This is a genomic window from Blautia intestinalis (assembly GCF_014297355.1).
In the GTDB taxonomy this organism is placed as follows: Bacteria; Bacillota; Clostridia; order Lachnospirales; family Lachnospiraceae; genus Blautia_A; species Blautia_A intestinalis.
Genome location: NZ_JACOQE010000005.1, coordinates 91724 through 113143, shown reverse-complemented (window position 1 = coordinate 113143; position 21420 = coordinate 91724). Strand labels below are relative to the sequence as shown.

Annotated in this window: 17 protein-coding genes; 16 read left to right on the top strand and 1 reads right to left on the bottom strand. The window is 44.9% G+C overall.

Annotated features, from left to right (window positions below; all coding sequences use genetic code 11):
* Positions 1-82: 82 nt before the first annotated feature.
* The 5 genes from H8Z79_RS10180 (at position 83) to H8Z79_RS10160 (ending at position 4983) form a co-directional block, all read left to right on the top strand.
* Entirely contained in the window at positions 83-1633 is a 1551-nt protein-coding gene (locus tag H8Z79_RS10180) for a spore germination protein (RefSeq protein WP_118039950.1), read from the top strand.
* On the top strand, positions 1614-3287 hold the full coding sequence (locus H8Z79_RS10175) for a GerAB/ArcD/ProY family transporter (RefSeq protein WP_118039952.1): 1674 nt from the start codon (positions 1614-1616) through the stop codon (positions 3285-3287). Before H8Z79_RS10180 ends, H8Z79_RS10175 begins: the two co-directional genes overlap by 20 nt.
* Before the next feature lie 68 nt (positions 3288-3355).
* Positions 3356-3631 (top strand): hypothetical protein, encoded by a 276-nt coding sequence (locus H8Z79_RS10170; protein WP_118039954.1) that lies wholly within the window; start codon positions 3356-3358, stop codon positions 3629-3631.
* Positions 3632-3699: 68 nt separating this feature from the next.
* A complete protein-coding gene (gene murI, locus H8Z79_RS10165; protein WP_118039956.1) occupies positions 3700-4518 on the top strand; it encodes a glutamate racemase in 819 nt (272 codons plus the stop codon).
* A gap of 9 nt (positions 4519-4527) precedes the next feature.
* Positions 4528-4983 (top strand): DUF1934 domain-containing protein, encoded by a 456-nt coding sequence (locus H8Z79_RS10160; RefSeq protein ID WP_118039958.1) that lies wholly within the window; start codon positions 4528-4530, stop codon positions 4981-4983.
* 77 nt (positions 4984-5060) lie between these two features.
* Here H8Z79_RS10160 and H8Z79_RS10155 read toward each other — a convergent pair whose 3' ends face one another.
* Positions 5061-5504, bottom strand: a complete 444-nt coding sequence (locus H8Z79_RS10155) for a hypothetical protein (RefSeq protein ID WP_118039960.1) — start codon at positions 5502-5504, stop codon at positions 5061-5063.
* Positions 5505-5761: 257 nt separating this feature from the next.
* Here H8Z79_RS10155 and H8Z79_RS10150 point away from each other — a divergent pair, with 257 nt between their 5' ends.
* From H8Z79_RS10150 to mfd, 11 genes are all read left to right on the top strand, one after another.
* Positions 5762-7252, top strand: coding sequence for a polysaccharide deacetylase family protein (locus tag H8Z79_RS10150; protein ID WP_118039962.1), 1491 nt, complete (start codon positions 5762-5764; stop codon positions 7250-7252).
* Between the two features lie 24 nt (positions 7253-7276).
* On the top strand, positions 7277-8617 hold the full coding sequence (locus H8Z79_RS10145; RefSeq protein WP_118039964.1) for a polysaccharide deacetylase family protein: 1341 nt from the start codon (positions 7277-7279) through the stop codon (positions 8615-8617).
* 23 nt (positions 8618-8640) lie between these two features.
* On the top strand, positions 8641-9942 hold the full coding sequence (gene tig, locus H8Z79_RS10140; RefSeq protein ID WP_118039966.1) for a trigger factor: 1302 nt from the start codon (positions 8641-8643) through the stop codon (positions 9940-9942).
* Positions 9939-11039, top strand: coding sequence for an N-acetylglucosamine-6-phosphate deacetylase (nagA, locus tag H8Z79_RS10135; RefSeq protein ID WP_118039968.1), 1101 nt, complete (start codon positions 9939-9941; stop codon positions 11037-11039). Before tig ends, nagA begins: the two co-directional genes overlap by 4 nt.
* Positions 11040-11171: 132 nt before the next feature.
* Entirely contained in the window at positions 11172-12590 is a 1419-nt protein-coding gene (locus H8Z79_RS10130; RefSeq protein ID WP_118039970.1) for a polysaccharide deacetylase family protein, read from the top strand.
* A 255-nt stretch (positions 12591-12845) separates the two neighbouring features.
* Positions 12846-14732, top strand: coding sequence for a 1,4-alpha-glucan branching protein GlgB (gene glgB, locus H8Z79_RS10125; RefSeq protein ID WP_118039972.1), 1887 nt, complete (start codon positions 12846-12848; stop codon positions 14730-14732).
* Positions 14733-14887: 155 nt separating this feature from the next.
* Positions 14888-15121 (top strand): polya polymerase, encoded by a 234-nt coding sequence (locus tag H8Z79_RS10120; RefSeq protein WP_072522356.1) that lies wholly within the window; start codon positions 14888-14890, stop codon positions 15119-15121.
* Positions 15122-15290: 169 nt separating this feature from the next.
* On the top strand, positions 15291-16454 hold the full coding sequence (locus H8Z79_RS10115) for a CobW family GTP-binding protein (RefSeq protein ID WP_118039974.1): 1164 nt from the start codon (positions 15291-15293) through the stop codon (positions 16452-16454).
* Between the two features lie 21 nt (positions 16455-16475).
* A complete protein-coding gene (locus H8Z79_RS10110) occupies positions 16476-17429 on the top strand; it encodes a TIGR03943 family putative permease subunit (protein WP_118039976.1) in 954 nt (317 codons plus the stop codon).
* 18 nt (positions 17430-17447) lie between these two features.
* Positions 17448-18026 carry an aminoacyl-tRNA hydrolase gene (gene pth, locus H8Z79_RS10105; RefSeq protein WP_015541600.1) on the top strand — a complete coding sequence of 193 codons (579 nt, stop codon included), beginning with the start codon at positions 17448-17450 and terminating at the stop codon, positions 18024-18026.
* Entirely contained in the window at positions 18023-21349 is a 3327-nt protein-coding gene (gene mfd, locus H8Z79_RS10100; RefSeq protein ID WP_118039978.1) for a transcription-repair coupling factor, read from the top strand. Before pth ends, mfd begins: the two co-directional genes overlap by 4 nt.
* The last annotated feature ends 71 nt before the right edge of the window (positions 21350-21420 follow it).

Genomic DNA, 21420 nt, shown 5'->3' with positions numbered 1-21420 from the left:
AGATGCATGTGATGTGTCTCTCTTTTTGTATGGCACATAGAGGAGGCGTCGGTGGCGCATCCGCCGGTTTGTGGAGGAAACCATGACAGATGTAAAAGAAAATGTGAAAAAAATTTCGGCGGATATTCGTGAGAATGAACGTTATATACAAGAACGCTGTGAAAACTGTGCGGATATTCTGGTTCGTCCGATGCGGCTCGGGGATGAGCGCAAAGTGGACTGCCTTATGGTTTATATAGAAGTGGCAGTTTCCAATATGATGTTGGATGATTCGGCAATCGGCAAGATGATCAATCATTTCTGGGAGATTCCGCCGGAAAAGATTCCGGAGTTTATGCAGAATAACAGCCTTGGAATTGCTGATGTACAGAAACTGAATGATATGAACGAAGTTTTGGGTGCGGTCCTTTCCGGAAACGCTGTTTTTTTTATTGATGGTTATGACAAAGCAATGAAAATCTCGAGCAGGGGATATCCGAATATGGGTGTGTCGGAGGCAGAGTCAGAAAAAGTGCTCCGCGGTTCCAGAGAGGGATTTTCAGATTCGGTAAAAACAAATTCCGCGCTTGTGCGAAAAAGACTTCGTGATACCAGAATGAAAGTGGAAGAATATCAGATGGGTGTGCGTTCCAATACGGTGCTGCAGATTCTGTATATAGATGATCTGGTTCATGAGGAACTTCTGGAGCAGATAAAGGAGCGTATCGAAGAATATGAGATAGATGGTGTCCTTGACAGTGGCATGCTTGAACAGCTTACGGAGGAATCGTGGTATTCTCCGTTTCCACAGTATCAGGTTACGGAGCGACCGGACCGTGCAGCGCTGGAACTTTTGAACGGAAAGGTTGTGCTGCTCTGTGACAATTCTCCGTCTGCGTTGATTTTGCCCGGCTCATTCAGTGGATTTATGGAAAGCAGCGAGGACTGGTATCACCATTTCGAGATGGCATCGTTTTTGAGGATTCTGCGCTATCTGGCACTTCTGACGGCAATGCTTCTGCCGGGACTTTATCTGGCGGTGATCCGTTTTCATACACAGATTCTTCCAGCGAATCTGCTTCTTTCCTTTGCAGAGGCAAGAGAGGGAGTACCATTTACAAGCGTGACGGAGCTGATTTTATTGGAACTGGCATTTGAACTGATTCGTGAGGCCGGGGTACGTGTGCCCGGTGCGCTTGGAAATGCAATCGGAATCGTGGGAGGTCTGATCATCGGAGATGCAGCAGTGAGTGCAAATCTTGTAAGTCCTATTGTTGTGATGATCGTAGCGCTGACCGCATTAGGTTCCATGGTGATTCCGGATGAGGAATTTGCGTCGGCATTTCGGCTTATGAAATATGGATTTCTGTTTCTGGGCGGATATCTCGGGATATACGGTATCGTACTGGGCATTTATCTGTTGATTTCGCATCTGTCCGGACTTTTGAGTTTTGGTGTGCCGTATCTTGTTCCCTTTGTCAGAAAACATTCGGTAAGCCGGGTAGGAGACGGCATCTGGCGGATTCCGTTTAAGAAGCGGCAGTATCGTCCGGTATATGCCAAAAAAGAGCAGAGTTTGCGACTGAAACATAAAGCACAGACGACAGATGCGGAGACAGAAAAGGAGGCGCAAAATGAAGTACGCAGAAAATAATCGGATCTCACACCGGCAGTTATACCGGCAGATTCTGCTGACGTTTCTGGCGCCTTTTCTGCTTTGTCTGAACGGGAAAGGCGGACTGTTGGGGTTGTCCGGTGCGGTGGGGATCATTCTGGCAGTGATTTTTCTTTTGCTGTATTCTTTTTTCTATCTTCGAAGCACGTATGGGTATGCGGATATGCTGCGTTCCTTCGGAAAAGTCAGAGCTGTGATCTTCGGAGACTTTTTTCTTATCTATCTTGTGATGGCGGGAGCATATCTTCTGAATCTGATTGGGCGTATCATTCCTGTATGGCTGATCTTTGGAATCTCTGAAAAATGGCTCCTGTTATTTGCAGTATCTGTCTGTGCCTGTGGAATGGAAAAAGGACTGCAGAAAAGAGGCAGGATGGCAGAAGTCACAGGAGGAAGTTTTCTAGGGGCGATCCTGCTTTTGCTTATACTGTGTGCGGGACAGGGAAAGGCAGAATATATCACGGAACTGTTTCGGGAAGAAGCGTTTTCCGTACAGACAAGTATCCGGTCTGCATACCGTTATCTGTGCTTTTTTTCGGGAATCAGTCTGCTTCCGTTTGTGATGAAAGATGTTGAAAAACGAGGCAGCGCAGGAAAGACTGTGATAGGGGGAATCCTGACAGTCAGTGGAATTATGATCTGTGTACTGGTACTTCTTCCGGCTGTGCTGGGATGGCGGAGAGTGCAGTCTGAAACATGGCCGGTTCTTTCTCTGCTGGCAGGTGCAGATCTGCCGGGGAATGTTCTGGCAAGGTTTGATGTGCTGTGGATGGGCTTTTTGCTTTATGGTCTGTTGTTTACAATCGGCAGTGTTTTTTATTATGGAGAACGGATCCTGACATCGGCACATATCGGCACCGGAAAATACTGGCTTCCGGTGGCGGTATATGCAGCAGCAATTATTGAGATTGATGGTGTGACAGTGGCGGATCTGTTTGAAATTTATCTTGCAAAAATTTTTGTGCCCGGTCTTCTTCTTATATTGATCTATCTGTTTTTACGCAGCCGTCAGAAACAGATAAAAAAAGTAGCAACGCTTGGCTGCATTTTTATGGCACTGGTACTGATATGCAGCGGTTGTGCGGGAATTGAACCGGAAAAGAGAATGTATCCGCTTGCGCTTGGCATTGATGTTTCAGGAGATGATTTCGTCATTTCATACGGAATGCCGGATCTGCCGGAGGCGACCGGACAGGGAAAAGAGGAAGAAAATACTGACCGTTCTGTACTGACACTGAGAGGACGCGATTTTGACGAAATCCAGCAGCTTTATGACAGAAGCCAGAACCGATATCTTGATATCGGTCACCTCGAGGTCATTATCATGGGAAATGAGATGCTTGAAAGCGGCAGATGGGAAATGTTTTTGAACTATCTGAAAGCGGAGCCGCTGGCAGGAGAAGATATTTATCTTTTCAGAACCGGGGATCCGGAGGCTGTCTTGAAATGGGACAGTGGCGGTGCCTCGATTGGAGATTATCTGACAGGGCTTCTTGAAAATCGGGTACCGGCACAGCAAAAAGAAGGAGTGACACTGCGACAGGTCTATCATCAGTGGTATCAGGGCGGAACGCTGCTTTCTCTTCCGAAAATTACGCTTGTTGACGGAGAACTGGAAGTGTTTCTGGAATAAAATACCGAAAATGGTCAATACTTCTGACAGAGTAATCAGAAATTATGTATGTACAGGAGGCATCTGACATGAAAGCGTGGCTGCAGAAGAACGAAAAAATAAATATATGGAAAACAGAGGCAGTAAAAATAAGAGATACTCTCAGAAACAGAAAATACAGGGTACAGGTGGCAATTGTTGCGGGACTGCTTGCAGTTTCGCTTTTCGGAAGTGCTGTTTCGGGACGAACTGCTCCCGGTGTAGTGGCATGGTGGGGAAGTCTGTATCCACAGTTTTGTTTTTCGCAGACAGATCAGAAGCCAAAGATTTCCTTCTGGCTTGCGAAAGCCATTGAGAGGTGGTAATATGATAAATAGTCCGGATGGTCGCAGGGCTTTCCGGGCTATATTATTTAAGAAATGGAGATACATATATGATAGATAAGAATGCGCCTGTCGGTGTGTTTGATTCCGGCGTGGGCGGTCTGACCGTAGCACGTGAGATCATGCGAAATCTTCCTTCAGAAAAAATTGTGTATTTTGGAGATACTGCAAGGGTTCCATATGGAAGCAAATCAAAAGATACCGTCATCCGCTATTCCAGTCAGATCGTTCATTTTCTGAGAGAGCAGAATGTCAAGGCGATCGTGATCGCCTGTAATACTGCGAGTGCGTTTGCGCTTGAGGCTGTACAGGATAAGCTTGATATACCGGTGCTTGGTGTGATTGAAGCAGGTGCCCGTGTGGCAGCAGAAGAGACTAAAAATAAAAGAGTCGGGGTGATCGGTACCGTGGGTACGGTTGGAAGTGGCATCCACGAATCTTACCTGAAAAGGCTGGATCCGGAGATTACGGTGATCGGGAAGGCATGCCCGCTTTTTGTACCGCTGGTAGAAGAAGGATGGCTGCATGATCCGGTTACGGTCGAAGTTGCATCCCGCTACCTGCAGGAGCTGAAGGATGAGCAGGTAGATACCCTGATCCTCGGATGTACACATTATCCGTTGATCCGTTCAACGATTCAGGAAGTGATGGGTGAGAAAGTCCGTCTGGTCAATCCGGCATATGAGACGGCACTGGAATTAAAGAGCCTTCTGACGAAAATGGACATTCTGAGTACCGGAGAGCAGCAGGCAGAGTTTCCATACCGCTTTTATGTCAGCGATCTTGCAGATGAATTCAAGGAATTTGCCAATTCCATTCTGCCTTATGATGTAACCATGACACGCAAAATCGACATTGAGAAGTATTAGGAGAAATAAATGAAAAAAGATGTACTTATTCGTGTACGGGGACTTCAGATGATGGATACGGAGGATGAGCAGGAACCGATTGAAATCGTTGTTCCCGGACAGTATTATTATCGAAACGGAAGTCACTATCTTCGGTATGAAGAAATGATGGATGATACGGCACAGCCGACAGTCAATTATATTAAGCTGTCTCCACAGGGTGTAGAAGTACGCAAACAGGGACAGGTAAATGTACATATGGTGTTTGAGCAGGGAAAGAAAAACATGACTCTTTATTCGACACCATTTGGAACACTTCAGATGGGAATTGCCGCAACAGGCCTTGAAATGATGGAAGATGAAGACTGCATTCAGATGAAAGTGGATTATGCACTGGATATGAATGATGAACATGTGGCAGATTGTTACCTGACGGTTCAGGCACAGTCCAAAGACCTCGGAGATTTTTCTTTTTACGAAAACTGAAGAACAGATATATCATTACAAAAATCAACACCCGGAGGAATGAACCTTCGGGTGTTTGCTTTATGATCCGTATGAAATTATTTATTACGTAATCTGGCGAAGAAGCCTTTTTTCTTAGGAGCCGGAGTTTCAAGGGAACCACGGATTCCTTTTACACCAACGATGTATAAACCGCTGACTTCTGCTTTGACTTCTTTCTTAACCGGAATCAGATCAAAAACTTTTTCGTCTGCGATCAGTATGGAAATCTTCGGTCCGACTTTTGCCTTAACGATCGGAAGCTTGGAACGACGCATAAGCTTCGGAGCCTGATCGATCACCATTTGTGGAAGACCGGATTCTTTTAACGGAAGCCGTTTCTTATCAATAATCAGCATAGATACGGTCTGTTTTGCTGCTTCAATCTGAGCCTGCTGTTCTTCTTGTTTCTTCTGAGCTTTCTTTCCAAAGAAATAAAGAGCAATCAGAGCACCGATCAGGATGATCAGGATTACAAGAAGGACGATGGTAAGTGTACTCATAAATACCCTCCTCAATATGTAGATTTACAAACTAATGTCATGCGAAATATATTCTAACATCATTTATTACAAAAGGCAAACAAATTCAGGAAAATTCCGTGAAGAACAGGAAAAGATATGGAAATACAGCAGATAAACAGGTATAATGGAAACATATTTCTTATATGTGGAACATGTAAAAATCAGCAGGCTGTAATAAAATACACCGATTTACGGGTATACTAGGAATTACAGAATAAACCATACAGGGAGTTAGTATGAAAGAGACAGAGAACAAAAATACAGATACAGACCGGGAGAGCGGATATACGGATATGACTGATGATATAGACCGTGAGCTGAGGGAGAGACGCCGTCAGCGCAGACTGAGACGCCAGAAGAGGGAACGCAGGAAAAAGCTTATGATCCTTGGGGCGACAGGTATTATTACGCTCGTGGTAGTAGCAGGGGCTGTGAATGGCATTGCTGGTTTTATCCGTCACGGCAGTACACAGTCAGCATCTTCCGCGAAAAAAGTACAGAAGAAAGAAGATTCACAGGAAGTCCCGGCAGAACAGCAGGGACCGGGAGCAATGGAGCAGGCGAAGCTTCTGGCCACGCAGTATGATTATCAGGGTGCGATCGATCTTCTTAAGAAACAGTCAGATTATGAAAGCAATACCGACATGCAGAATGCGGTAAAAGAATACGAATCAGACAGAGATTCCTGTACTTCATGGCCGCTGGAAGAAGTGACGCATGTTTTTTACCATACACTGATCAAAGATACGTCTAAAGCCTTTGACGGTGATTATAAAGAAGCGGATTACAATCAGGTCATGACAACGATCGATGAATTCAACAAGATCACGGAGACCATGTATGAAAAGGGTTATGTCATGGTCAGTATCTATGATATGGCTAAGGCGAACGATGACGGTACGATGACACCGGGCGAGATTCTTCTTCCGCCGGGTAAAATCCCGTTTGTATTATCGCAGGATGATGTCTGCTATTACCACTACATGGATGGTGACGGATTTGCAACGAAGCTTGTGGTAGATGATGAAGGCAAGGTCCGTAATGAGTATGTTGAAGATGACGGAAGTATTTCAATCGGGGATTATGATATGGTGCCGCTGATCGATCGTTTTGTTGAGAAACACCCTGATTTTTCCTACAGAGGAGCAAAGGGAATTGTGGCGCTCACCGGATACAATGGCATCCTTGGTTACCGTACAGATCAGAGCTATGAAACAAGACCCGATGACCTTGATCAGAACAAGGTTGACTGGCTTGACAGTCATCCGGATTTCAGTCTTGAGAAAGAACGGGAAGGTGCCAAAAAAGTCGCCGATGCCATGAAAGAAGAAGGCTGGTTGTTTGCAAGTCATACATGGGGACATCAGAATATCGGACAGATCTCACTGGAGACTTTGCAGGCAGATACGCAGAAATTTAAGGATAATGTGGATCCGCTGATCGGTGGAACGGATATCATTATTTTTGCGTTCGGAACGGATCTTACAGATGCAGAAGATTATTCCGGAGATAAGTTTGAATATCTGAAGAGTATGGGATATAACTATTATTGCAACGTAGATTCAAGCAAATATTTTGTACAGATACGAGACCGGTATTTCCGTCAGGGGAGAAGAAATTTAGACGGATACCGTATGTATTACAATCCGGAACTCCTGGAGGATCTCTTTGATGCAAAGAGTGTGTTTGATCCTGCCAGACCGACACCGGTGCCGCCAATGGGCTGATGATAAGTAAAGGGGAACAATGAGATGAAAAAAAGAGCAATGATACTGACGGCTGTTCTGACAGCGGCTGTTCTGGCAGGCGGAGGTCATTTCCCGACAGACATCGGAAACAGACTTACGCAGACTGTTTCAGCAGCCAAAAAGGATTCAGATAAGAAGGATGATACTTCAGAGAGTGAGGGCTCGGTGCTGGATCAGGCAACGCTGATGTACCAGCAGTACAATTATGATGAAGCAATCAAACTTCTGAAACAGCAGGATGATTTTGATACAAATAAAGATTATATGGATCTTGCAGCAAAATGCCAGATTGCCAAATCCACACTGGTGGAATATCCACTGGAGCAGATCACACATGTATTTTTTCACACGCTGATCGATGATACAGGCAGAGCTTTTGACGGTGATTCAAAATCAGGAAATTATAATCAGGTAATGACGACAGTCAGTGAGTTCAATAAAATCATTCAGATCATGTATGACAAGGGATATGTTCTGGTAAGTCCACATGATATGGCGACAGTGAATGATGATGGTACGATGAGCCGTGGCAAGATCATGGTGCCGGAAGGCAAGATTCCATTTGTTCTTTCACAGGATGATGTCAGCTATTATCACTACATGGATGGTGATGGCTGCGCATCGAAACTGGTTCTGGATGAGAACGGAGAAGTAAAGAACGAATACATCGAAGCAGACGGAAGCGTTTCCGTCGGTGATTATGATCTGGTGCCGCTTCTGGATACCTTTATCAGGGAACATCCGGATTTTTCATGGCACGGACGCAAGGGAATCCTTGCTATGACCGGATACAACGGAGTGCTTGGATACAGAACCGATATTGCCTACAAGACCGGTGAGAACTTACAGGATGACCAGAAGAAATTCCTGGAGGACAATCCGGATTTTGACTATGATCAGGATGTGGCGGATGCGACAGAAGTTGCAGATGCCATGAAGGCAGAAGGATGGGAATTTGCAAGCCACACATGGGGACATATGAATGCAACGGAACGTTCAGCAGAAGATCTTAAGACGGATGACCAGAAATGGAAATCCTATGTTGCACCGATTCTCGGAGACACTGATATGGTTATCTTTGCGTTTGGCGCCGACATCGGAGACTGGTCAGGATATTCTTCAGACAACCCGAAATTCCAGTATTACAAGAGCGCAGGATATGATTATTTCTGTAATGTAGATTCCAGCCAGTATTTTGTACAGATCACAGACCAGTATTTCCGTCAGGGAAGAAGAAATCTCGATGGATATCGCATGTATTACAATCCGGAAATGCTCAGTGACCTCTTTGATGTGGCTGATGTATGGGATTCTTCCAGACCGACACCGGTACCTCCGATGTAAGGATAAATGAAAGGAGTTTTATTATGAAGAAAAAAGCAGTAGCTGCAATGTTAATTATGTGTATGGCGGTTTCCGCGGCCGCATGCGGCAAATCATCTGATACAGAAAAAACGACCACAGAAACAACCGATACAAAGGACAGTGAAGATTCAGAGAAAGACAGCACCGATACAGATACAAAGGAGGCTGCTTCTTCTGAAGGAAAGAGACTGGTTTCTGTCAAAGATGTTTCCAAATATGTGACAATAGGTGAATATAAGGGACTGGAACTTACCCGTACTTCACAGACTGTCACAGATGACGATGTTCAGGCAGAGATCAATTATGATCTGGAAGATAATGGAACAGAAGTACAAGACGGTACTGTAGAAAACGGTGATACAGTAACGATCAATTTTACAGGAACCATTGACGGCAAAGAATTTGACGGTGGTTCTGCAGAAGATTATGAGCTTGTGGTTGGTGATGGTGAGATGATCGACGGATTTGAGGATGGCATTGTCGGAATGAAATCCGGTGAAACAAAAGAACTGGATCTGACTTTCCCGGACGATTATTATGAAGAATCCGTAGCAGGCAAAGCAGTTGTATTTAAAGTTACACTTCAGAAATTTACCCGTCCGGCAGAACTGACTGATGAATGGGTAGCTGAGAATACAGAGTATAAGACAGTAGATGAATACCGCGAGGCAGTTAAGAAACAGCTCGAAGACACAGCCGTGCAGACCGCAGATTATGGGCTTTACAGTGATGCATGGAATAAAGTACAGGCAGCTTCCGAAATCAAAGATTATCCGAAAGAAGATGTTGATGCAGCGAAGAAATCCTATCAGGAACTCAATGAAAAATATGTGAAAGATGCCGGTATGGAGATGGCTGATTTCCTGGAATCGCAGGGAATGTCAGAGGAAGATTATGAGTCAGAATGTCAGCAGTATGCAGAGTCCAAAGTAGAACAGAATCTGATCGTGCAGGGAATCATGGATGCAGAAGGACTCAGCATTGATGATGAAGAAACTCAGAACTTAAAAGATGACCTGATTGAGGAATATGGATTCACAAGCATTGACGAGATGATTGCGCTATATGGGGAGCAGGAAGTGAATGAATCACTGGCTCTTCTGCGTGTGGAGCGTTTTATCGTTGACAATGCAAATGTCACAGAAGTAGCAGGTGATGATGCGGATGCGGTAGACGAAGGTTATGATCTGAAAATGGAAGATGGAGCTGAGTACACGATCGAAGCAGGAGACGATGCTGAAGATAAAGCTGCTGCAGAGGATACGGATACAGCAGATGATACAGATGAGGTAGCCGAAGAATGATTATAAAAAGCGGAAAGGTCTTTCAGGAGGATGGAAGCTTTCTGGAACAGACACTTTATGTCAATGCCCATCGTCTGGTAGACAAAGCAGAATATCAGGACGACGGAGAAATCATAGATGCAGAAGGACTTCTTGTATTGCCGGGTCTTGTGGATATTCACAGTCATGGTGCGGCTGGAGAAGATTTTTCCGATGGAAATCCGGAAGGACTTAAGAAAATCCTCCGGTACGAAAGAAGCTGCGGAATTACTTCCTACTGCCCGACATCGATGACATTTCCCAAAGAACGACTCCGCCAGATCTTTGCTTCAATCAAAGGCGCACAGACAGAAGAAGGAGCCAAAGTTGTCGGTATCAATATGGAAGGTCCGTTTCTTGATCCAGCCAAAAAGGGCGCACATGTTGAGAAATGGATCGCAGCACCGGATGTGGCATTTGTAAGAGAACTGAATCAGGATGTCGATGGTCTGGTGCGTCTTGTTACACTTGCTCCGAATATGGACGGCGCAGAAGAATTTATAAAGGAAATGCACGAAGAAGTCTGCATTTCACTGGGACATACAGCAGCAGATTATGACTGCGCATCAAGAGCAATGAAGCTTGGTGCGCATCATGTTACGCATCTTTACAATGCGATGCAGCCTTTTGGACACAGAGCGCCGGGACTGATCGGTGCGGCAATGGATGATCCGGAGTGCATGGTTGAGATGATCTGCGACGGATATCACATTCATCCGTCTGCGATCCGCGCAGCATTTCGGATGTTCGGACCGGAGCGTGTGATCCTCATCAGCGATTCCATGCGTGCGGCAGGGATGGAAAATGGTACATACGAGCTTGGCGGACAGGAGGTAACCGTTAAGGATCGAAAAGCAGTTTTGAAAGATGGTACGCTTGCCGGTTCTGCGACGAATCTTTATGGATGTATGTGCAAAGCCGTAGAATTTGGAATTCCACTGGAACAGGCGATAATGGCGGCAACCGCAAATCCTGCCAGAAGTATTGGAATCTTTGACCGTGTTGGTTCTATTCGAATCGGAAAGCAGGCGGATTTACTGCTTGCAAGTGAAAATCTTGAATTAAAGAGAGTTATTTAATCACCTGTCAGTTAGTGACAATTCTGTGCAGGATTAGTGAAAGCAGATCAGGAATTGTCATTGTATTTCAGAATTAAATGCGTTATGATAATAAGAAGAGAAAAGATATAGAAAATACAGCAGGTGGAGTCAATGGATAAGAGGGTATTGCGCGAACGAATGCGCAAAAAGCAACAACAGATAAGACGGCGGCAGATGATGAAAAAGGGTGCATATGTCGTTGCAGTTATTTTGGTACTGATTTTTGTAATCCGCGGAATTATTCTTCCGGTCATTAACAGAGCCGGTGGCGGAAATACAGAGAAACCACAGCAGGTACAGGCAGAGACAGACAGCACGACTGCTGACAGCAGTTCGGACAGTACGGATACAGGAGATACGAGTACAGAAACAAACGCGGCGATACGCCAGCCGGTCAAAGGCCAGAGTGATCTGACGAAAGCGGCACAGCTTACAGCCGGATGGCATGACGACGAAAACGGCAAATGGTATCAGAACGCAGATGGTACATATTTCGCCGGCGGTATGCAGGAAATCGATGGTTCTACATATTACTTTGATGATAACGGTTACATAAAGACCGGATGGGTGGAAGTCGGTTTTGATGATTATTATTTCAACGATGATGGTACTTATGATCCGAGTCAGCATAAGACACGAATTGCACTTACTTTTGATGATGGTCCGGGAGAATACACTGATGAACTTCTTGACTGTCTGGAAGAAAACAATGCACATGCGACATTCTTCATGCTTGGACAGAATGTAGGAAGCTGGGAATCCACAGTACAGCGTATGGCGGATATCGGCTGTGAGATCGGCAGCCATTCCTGGGATCATCCGAATCTTTATGATCTGAGTATGGATTCTGTGGCGAAGGAGTTTTCCGATACAGATGCAGCACTGGAAAAAGCCTGTGGACAGAAAGCAAGTGTGGCACGTGCACCTTATGGCAACTGGAGTGATGATATCATTTCTACGGTAGGTAAACCGTTCTTCACATGGTCCCTGGATTCTCTGGACTGGAGTTATCTGGATGTAAACAAGGACTATGATGCAGTTATGAATGGTGACCTTACAGATGGTTCTATCATTCTGATGCATGATATTCATGAACCTTCTGTACAGGCAGCAATCAAGATGATTCCGGAACTTGTGCAGAAAGGATATAAGCTGATGACTGTCAGCGAGCTGGCAGCAGCGAAGGGAGTTACCTTACAGAATGCCAATTATTCTGATTTCTGGGACAGCTCTCTGCAGAAGGGAATTGTTGCAGGATACAGTGGAAATACCACAGATGCATCTGGTGATGAAAGCACAGATGGTACGGATACATCTACTGATGGAAGTTCAGATACATCGGATGGAAGTTCTGACGATGGTTCTTCCGATGATGAATCTTTAGATGACGGTTCTTACGATGATGGAAGTTCCGATGACGGAAGTTCTGACGATGGTTCTTCCGATGATGAATCTTTAGATGACGGTTCTTACGATGATGGAAGTTCCGATGACGGAAGTTCTGACGATGGCGATTATTCGGAGGAGTAATACGGAATAAAGCAGCTTACAAAAGAGGACATGAAAGGCAGAGATACATAAATTTTTTTCTGCCTGACAGGTTCTCTTTTTTTAACGTTTTCTGTGATTTTTTTCTTACAGACTTCTGGTTGTTTTAATTGACGGGAACTATATGGATTGGTATAATGTGTCTATAAAAACACAAAAGATCGGCGTTAATCATGTGCATAATGCCGATGAAGAATCAGAAAGTAGCAAATTAACAATTAAGGGAGGTACGTTTGAATGGGAGAGAAGTTGCAGTTTACAGAGCTGGATCAGTATCTGTTCGGACAGGGAACCCATTATGACATTTATAAAAAGCTCGGGGCGCATCCTACGATGCGAGGACGCAAAAAAGGTGTCTATTTTGCGGTGTGGGCACCGAATGCCAGATCTGTTTCTGTAGTGGGTGATTTTAATGAATGGGATATTCAGAAGAACCCGATGCAGAAGACAGGACCGATCGGAGTCTATGAGACCTTTATACCTGAGGCAAAAATCGGCGACCTTTATAAGTTTTATATTATTGGTTATCACGGTGAGGAAATTTACAAAGCTGATCCATATGGCAATGAAGCGGAGCTTCGTCCGGGAACAGCATCCAGAATTACAGATATTTCCAGTCATAAATGGAAAGATACTACCTGGATGAAACACCGTCCGGAATTTAATGAGAAAAAGAGTCCGATGGCAATTTATGAAGTTCATCCCGGCTCATGGAAGAAACATGAAGCAAAGGATGAGGACGATCCGGGCTTTTACAATTATCGCGAACTGGCACATGAGCTGGCTGCTTATGTGAAGAAGATGGGCTATACCCATGTCGAACTGATGGGAATCGCAGAGCATCCGTTTGACGGCTCCTGGGGCTATCAGGTAACCGGTTATTATGCACCGACCTCCCGCTACGGAACAGCAGAAGATTTCAAATATATGATTGACCATCTTCATCGTAATAAGATCGGTGTTATTCTTGACTGGGTTCCGGCACATTTCCCGAAGGATGCACACGGACTTGCAAACTTTGACGGAACGGCTGTTTATGAACATGAAGACCCGAGACAGGGAGAGCACCCGGACTGGGGAACGAAGATTTACAACTACGGTCGGCCGGAGGTCAAAAACTTCCTAATCGCCAATGCGCTTTTCTGGATAGAGGAGTGCCACGTAGACGGTCTGCGTGTCGATGCGGTTGCATCCATGCTGTATCTGGATTACGGCAAGAAGGACGGCGAATGGGTTGCCAATAAATATGGCGATAATAAAAATCTCGAAGCGATCGAATTTTTTAAACATCTGAATACAGTTGTGCTTGGCAGGAATCATGGTACTGTCATGATTGCAGAAGAATCGACTGCATGGCCAAAGGTTACAGGAAAGGCTGAAGATGGCGGCCTTGGATTTTCTCTGAAATGGAATATGGGCTGGATGAATGATTTCCTGGAATATATGAAACTGGATCCATACTTCCGTAAAGACAATCACAACAAGATGACCTTCTCCATGACGTATGCATACAGTGAAAATTATGTACTTGTTATTTCTCATGATGAAGTTGTACATCTGAAATGTTCAATGCTTAACAAAATGCCTGGATATCCGGACGATAAGTTCCGTAATCTGAAAGCTGCATATGCGTTTATGCTGTTCCATCCGGGCAAGAAACTTCTGTTTATGGGACAGGAGTTCGGCCAGCTCCGTGAATGGAGTGAGGAGAGAGAACTTGACTGGTATCTCCTCAAAGAAGAAAAGCATCAGGATCTTCAGAATTTTGTGAAGACACTTCTTCATATGTATACGAAGTACCCGGCACTGTATGCAGCCGACAATGATCCGGAAGGCTTTGAATGGATTAATGCGGATGATGCATACAGAAGCATTTTCAGCCTGATAAGAAAATCACCGACGAAGCGAAATAATCTTCTGTTTGTAGCAAACTACACACCGGTTGACAGACCGGATTATCGTGTAGGAGTTCCGAAGAAAAAACAGTACAAGCTGATCATGGATGAAAACGGACTCCTCGACAAGCCAAAGATCTTCAAAGCAGAAGAACAGGAATGCGATCACAGAGAATATTCGTTTAATTATTCTCTCCCGGGATATGGAGTTGCAGTATTTACTTATTAATCCTGTACAAAAGAGGGGTTGAAATCATTGGTTAATTGTATGTAAAAGCCATTGCTTTTTCTGTGAAGATAGGTTATACTGAACGCGACCGAAAGGTATGAGATAGCTAAGAAATATATAATTTAAATAATAAAATTCTGAAAGGAGAAACAAAAATGAAAGTATCAAATATTAAAGACATTGACAAATTTTTTGAAGTAGTAGATAGCTGTAAAGGCAAAGTAGAACTGGTAACAGGTGAAGGAGACAGACTGAACCTCAAATCCAAACTTTCCCAGTACGTATCTCTTGCAAATATCTTCTCCGGCGGAGAAATCCCGGAACTTGAGATCGTTGCATATGAGAAAGAAGATATCGACAAACTTCTCAGCTTCATGATCAACGGCTGATCTTAATGAATAATAAGAGTCTCTGTGGACACTATAGACCAGGGGGTATTTATGCCTCCTGGTTAAATTACGTTGCAAGTTAGTGATATAAAACAAATAACCGGGTTGCTGTGAACGGAGTAAACAGTAACCTGTTTTGTCTTCGGGCAGAAAGAGAGGAAATGCAATCATGGAAAAAACTAAAATTGACATTATTTCCGGATTCCTTGGAGCCGGTAAAACAACACTGATCAAAAAGCTTCTGAAAGACGCATTTCAGGGTGAGCAGGTTGTACTGATTGAAAACGAATTTGGTGAAATCGGTATTGATGGTGGTTTTCTGAAGGAAGCCGGAATCCAGATCCGTGAAATGAATTCAGGATGTATCTGCTGCTCACTGGTTGGTGACTTTGGTGCATCTCTGAAAGAAGTAATCAGCAAATATCATCCGGACCGAATCCTGATCGAGCCATCCGGTGTCGGCAAATTATCTGATGTTATCAAGGCTGTACAGGGTGTGGAAGAAGAGACAGGACTTGTACTGAACAGCTACACAACTGTTGTTGATGCAAAGAAATGCAAAATGTATATGAGAAACTTTGGTGAGTTTTTCAACAATCAGGTAGAATATGCCGGAGCAATCATCATGAGCCGTACAGATATCGTAGATGAAGCGAAAGCACAGGCATCTCTGGAACTTCTCCGTGAGATCAATGCGAAGGCAGCGATCATTACCACACCGATTGAAAAACTGGACGGAAAGAAACTTCTCGATGTTATGGAACATCCGGTATCCCTTGCGCAGGAACTGATGGAAGAAGAGGAAGTATGCCCGGAATGCGGTCATGTGCATGAACATGGTGAACATCACCATCATGACCACGATCACGAAGAACATGAGCATCATCACGACCATGAATGTGGATGCGGACATGACCACGATCACGAAGAACATGAGCATCATCACGACCATGAATGCGGATGCGGACATGACCACGATCACGAAGAACATGAGCACCATCACGACCATGAATGCGGATGTGGACATGATCATCATGACCATCACCATCATCATGCAGATGAAGTATTTACAAGCTGGGGCTGTGAGACAATTAAGAAATTTACAAGAGAAAATCTTGAAAAAATGCTCGAGGCACTTTCTGCATCAGACGAGTATGGTATCATCCTCCGTGCAAAAGGTATGCTCCCGGCAGAAGACGGAACATGGATCTACTTTGATATGGTTCCTGAAGAAACAGAGATCCGCGAAGGCGCACCGGAATACACAGGCCGTCTCTGCGTAATCGGATCCAAACTGAAAGAGGACAAACTGGCTGAACTTTTTGGCCTGTAAAGATGGAGGGTAATACAGATCATGAATGAGATCACAGTACCGATTTATTTAATGACCGGTTTTCTGGAGAGCGGTAAAACATCGTTCTTAAGCTTCACGATCCGGCAGGATTACTTTCACACAGATGGAAAAACACTTCTGATCCTATGTGAAGAAGGTGAAGAAGAATATGATCCGGCAATTCTGAAAGCAAACAATACGGTTGTGGAAGTCATCGAAAACGAAGAAGATTTTACAACAGACCGTCTTGTTGCAATGGATATTCTTCATCAGCCGGAGCGTGTCATCATAGAATATAATGGCATGTGGCTGGTAAGCAATTTTGAGAAGATGCAGCTTCCGAAAGGCTGGGGAGTCGAACAGCAGATCACATGTGTCGATGGCAGTACTTTCCAGATGTATATGGCAAACATGAAATCTATTTTTATGGATATGATCAAAAATACAGATATGGTTATCTTTAACCGCTGCAAGAAAGAAGATCCGCTTCCGACCTACCGTCGTGGAATCAAAGTTGCCAATCAGAGAGCCGAAGTCATTTTTGAGGATGAAGAAGGCGAGCTTGGCGATATTTTCCAGGATGAGATGCCGTTTGATATGGATGCACCGGTTATCGAGATCCTGCCTGAAGATTATGGTATCTGGTTTGTCGATGCGATGGATCATCCGGAAAATTACGATGGCAAAACCGTCAAATTCAAAGCAAGAGTCATGAAACCGCGCGGAATGGGAAGTAAATTCTTTGTTCCGGGGCGTACAGCAATGACCTGCTGTGCAGATGATACGACTTTTCTAGGTTATGTATGCAAGAGTGCTTATGCACCGAAGCTTACAGCCGGACAGTGGGTAGAAGTCACTGCAAAAGTCGGTATTGAGAAGCGTAACGAATATCAGGGCGAAGAGGGCATTGTTTTGGATGCAGAATACGTGGAGCCCTGTGAGCCGCTGGCAGATGAGATGGTTTACTTTAATTAACACAGTGAGGAAATAAGAATGTATCTGATTGTAGGTTTGGGAAATCCCGGAAGGCAGTATGAAGCGACACGCCACAATATGGGATTTGATGTAATAGACAAGCTTGTGGAAGAATATCAGGTTCCGCAGGCTGGCGTGAAATTTAATGCCATGTACGGAAAGGGAAGAATCGGCGGACAGCCGGTGATCCTGATGAAGCCGCTTTCCTATATGAACTTAAGCGGCGGACCGATCCGGGAGATGGCAAACTACTTCAAGATCGATCCGGAGACAGAAATGATCGTCGTTTATGATGATATTGATCTTGATCCGGGACAGCTTCGCATCCGCAAAAAAGGCAGTGCGGGCGGTCATAATGGAATCAAACATATCATACAGCAGCTTGGAACACAGAACTTTGTGCGCATCAAGGTTGGTGTCGGTGCAAAACCAAAGGGCTGGGATCTGGCTGACTATGTGTTGGGAAGATTTGATAAGGAAGACCGTGCCCTTATTGAAGAAGCGCAGGAAAGAGCGTGCAAAGCGGTCGAACTGATCCTGACGGACAGTGTGGATGCAGCCATGAACGAGTATAACAAGAAAACGGGGAATGTATGAAAACATTTTTGCAGCCTCTGCAGGGTCTTGCAGAGATCGAAGAAATTGAAAAACAGGCAAAAAAGAATCATGGAATTCTGGAAGTCAGTGGTTGTATAGAGTCCCAGAAAGCTCATCTTATGTATGGGCTTTCCGGGCTTTTTCCATCTCATCTGGTAATTGCGGCAGATGAAAAGACAGCAAAAGATCTTTACGAGGATTACCGCTTCTATGACAAGCGGGTCTATTATTATCCGGCAAAAGATCTGCTCTTCTTTCAGGCAGATATTCACGGAAACCTTCTGATCCGTCAGCGCATGCAGGTCATTCGTGCCCTTTTGGAACGTCAGGAGGAGATCACGGTCGTCACCAGTATTGACGGCTGTATGGATTACCTGCTTCCGCTGGAAAAGATTGAAAAGCAGCTCATCCATTTCCGTAATGACAGCAGTCTTGATATGGACAAACTGACAGCGGCACTGGTCCATATGGGTTATGAGCGCGTCGGTCAGGTCGAGATGCCGGGACAGTTTTCAATAAGAGGCGGTATCATTGATATTTATTCTCTTACTGAAGAAAATCCATGGCGAATCGAACTCTGGGGAGACGAGATTGATTCTATCCGAAGCTTTGATGCGCAGAGTCAGCGTTCTCTGGAAAATCTGGATGAGATCATGATCTATCCGGCAGCAGAGCAGCCGATCGAAAAAGGCGGAGTTACTTTTATCGACTATTTTAAAGACGGAGATTCGATGATCTTTCTGGATGAATTAAATCATCTGGAAGAAAATGCGAAGGCAGTCGAAGAAGAATTTCAGCAGAGCTGCCGGAACCGTCAGGAAAAAGGCGAGACGACACTTTCCGGTAACTGGATGTGTTCCTGGGAAGAACTGTGCAAAAAGCTCAACGGACGTAATTGTATCGGGCTTTCGCTTCTTGATCCGCGTAAATCCGGATGGAAAATTACAGGGCAGTTCAATCTGACCGTAAAATCCATGAATTCTTACCAGAGCAGTTTTGAGCTTCTGGTCAAGGATCTGAAACAGTATAAAAAAGAGGGATACCGGATTGTGCTTCTTTCCGGCTCGAGAACCCGTGCAGAGCGTCTTGCAAAAGATCTGCAGGATGAAGGCTTAAGTGCTTTTTACGGACAGGATTCAGAACGTATTCTGGAACCCGGTGAGATCATGGTTGTTTATGGCCATGCGCGAAAAGGATTTGAATATCCGATGGTCAAATTTGCCGTGATCACAGAGACGGACATCTTTGGCAAAGAACAGAAGAAACGCAAAAAGAAGAAAGAATACAACGGGAAGCGTATTCAGGACTTTTCCGAGCTGTCAATCGGTGATTTCGTTGTCCATGAAAAGCATGGACTCGGCATTTACCGTGGTATCGAAAAGGTTGCTGTCGACAAAGTCGCGAAGGATTATATCAAGATTGAATACCGAAACGGAAGCAATCTCTATATTCTTGCAACACAGCTTGATGCACTGCAGAAATACTCCGGGGCAGAGACTGCGAAGCCTCCGAAGCTGAACCGTCTTGGCGGTCAGGAATGGAAAAAGACCAAATCCAGGGTCAAAGGTGCGGTTCGCAACATTGCCCGTGAACTGGTCGAGCTTTATGCAGTCCGTCAGGAAAAAGAAGGCTATGTCTGTGGTCCTGACACGGTCTGGCAGCGGGAGTTTGAAGAAATGTTTCCGTATGAGGAAACGGAGGATCAGCTTGCTGCTATCGAAGATACGAAGCGGGACATGGAAAGCACAAAGATCATGGATCGTCTTGTGTGCGGGGATGTCGGCTACGGCAAGACAGAAGTTGCGCTTCGTGCCGCATTTAAAGCGGTGCAGGAGAGTCGTCAGGTAGTCTATCTTGTTCCTACAACGATTCTTGCACAGCAGATTTATAATACTTTTATTCAGCGAATGAAAGAGTTTCCGGTACGTGTGGAACTGCTCTGCCGTTTCCGTACACCTGCACAGCAGAAAAAGACCATCGAAGATCTTAAGAAAGGGCAGGTAGATATTGTTGTAGGCACGCACCGTGTACTTTCAAAGGATGTGGAATACAAGAACCTCGGTCTTCTGATCATTGATGAGGAACAGCGTTTCGGTGTGGCCCACAAAGAAAAAATCAAGCAGCTGAAAAAAGACATTGACGTACTGACACTGACGGCAACACCGATTCCGCGAACCCTTCATATGAGCATGATCGGTATCCGCGATATGAGTGTCCTTGAAGAGCCGCCGATGGATCGTGTACCGATCCAGACGTACGTTATGGAGTATGATGAAGAAACCGTCCGTGAGGCAATTAACCGTGAACTTCGAAGAGGCGGGCAGGTATATTATGTGTACAACCGTGTCAATGATATAGCAGATGTGGCTGCCAGAATTGCGAAACTTCTTCCGGATGCGAGAGTGGATTTTGCACACGGGCAGATGAGTGAGCGTGAACTTGAAGCTGTTATGTTTGCATTTATCAACGGAGATATCGATGTACTGGTTTCGACTACGATCATTGAAACAGGCCTGGATATTTCCAATGTAAATACCATGATCATCCATGATTCAGACCGCTATGGACTTTCACAGCTTTATCAGCTGCGAGGAAGAATCGGACGCTCAAACCGTACGGCATATGCGTTTCTGATGTACCGCAGAAATACCATGCTGAAAGAAACAGCAGAAAAACGACTGTCAGCAATTCGTGAATATACGGATCTCGGAAGCGGATTCAAAATTGCGATGCGTGATCTTGAGCTTCGAGGAGCGGGAAATCTTCTCGGCGCGGAACAGCATGGACATATGAATGCGGTCGGATATGACCTTTATTGCAAGATGCTCAGCGAGGCGGTCAAAGAGGCAAAAGGTATTCATACCATGGAGGACTTCGAGACAACAATCGATCTGAACATGGATGCATTTATCCCGGATTCTTATATCAGCAACGAATATCAGAAGCTGGATATTTACAAACGAATTGCCGGAATTGAGACGCAGCAGGATTATGATGATATGCTGGAAGAGCTTCTGGATCGTTTTGGTGAGATGCCGAAGGCAGTAATGAATCTGCTTTCTATCGCGAGGATGAAAGCACTTGCACACCGCTGCTATGTGACAGAAATCAAGCAGATTGGAAGAGATATGAAGATCACTTTGTATGAAAATGCAAAACTGAATCCGACCGGAATCCCTGCGCTGATGCAGAAATACAGACGCGGCCTGCAATTTAAAAACGAGCAGGAACCGAAGATTTTATTTACACCGGAGGGAAGCGGAAATGTGCTGACAGCCCTCACGGATCTTCTGACGGAGCTTGAACAGCTTGTAGAAGAATAAAACCGGCTGCATGGAGAGCATAAACTGTGAAATATCAGTGAAAATGACCGCTTTTTGTGATTTTCCTTGCC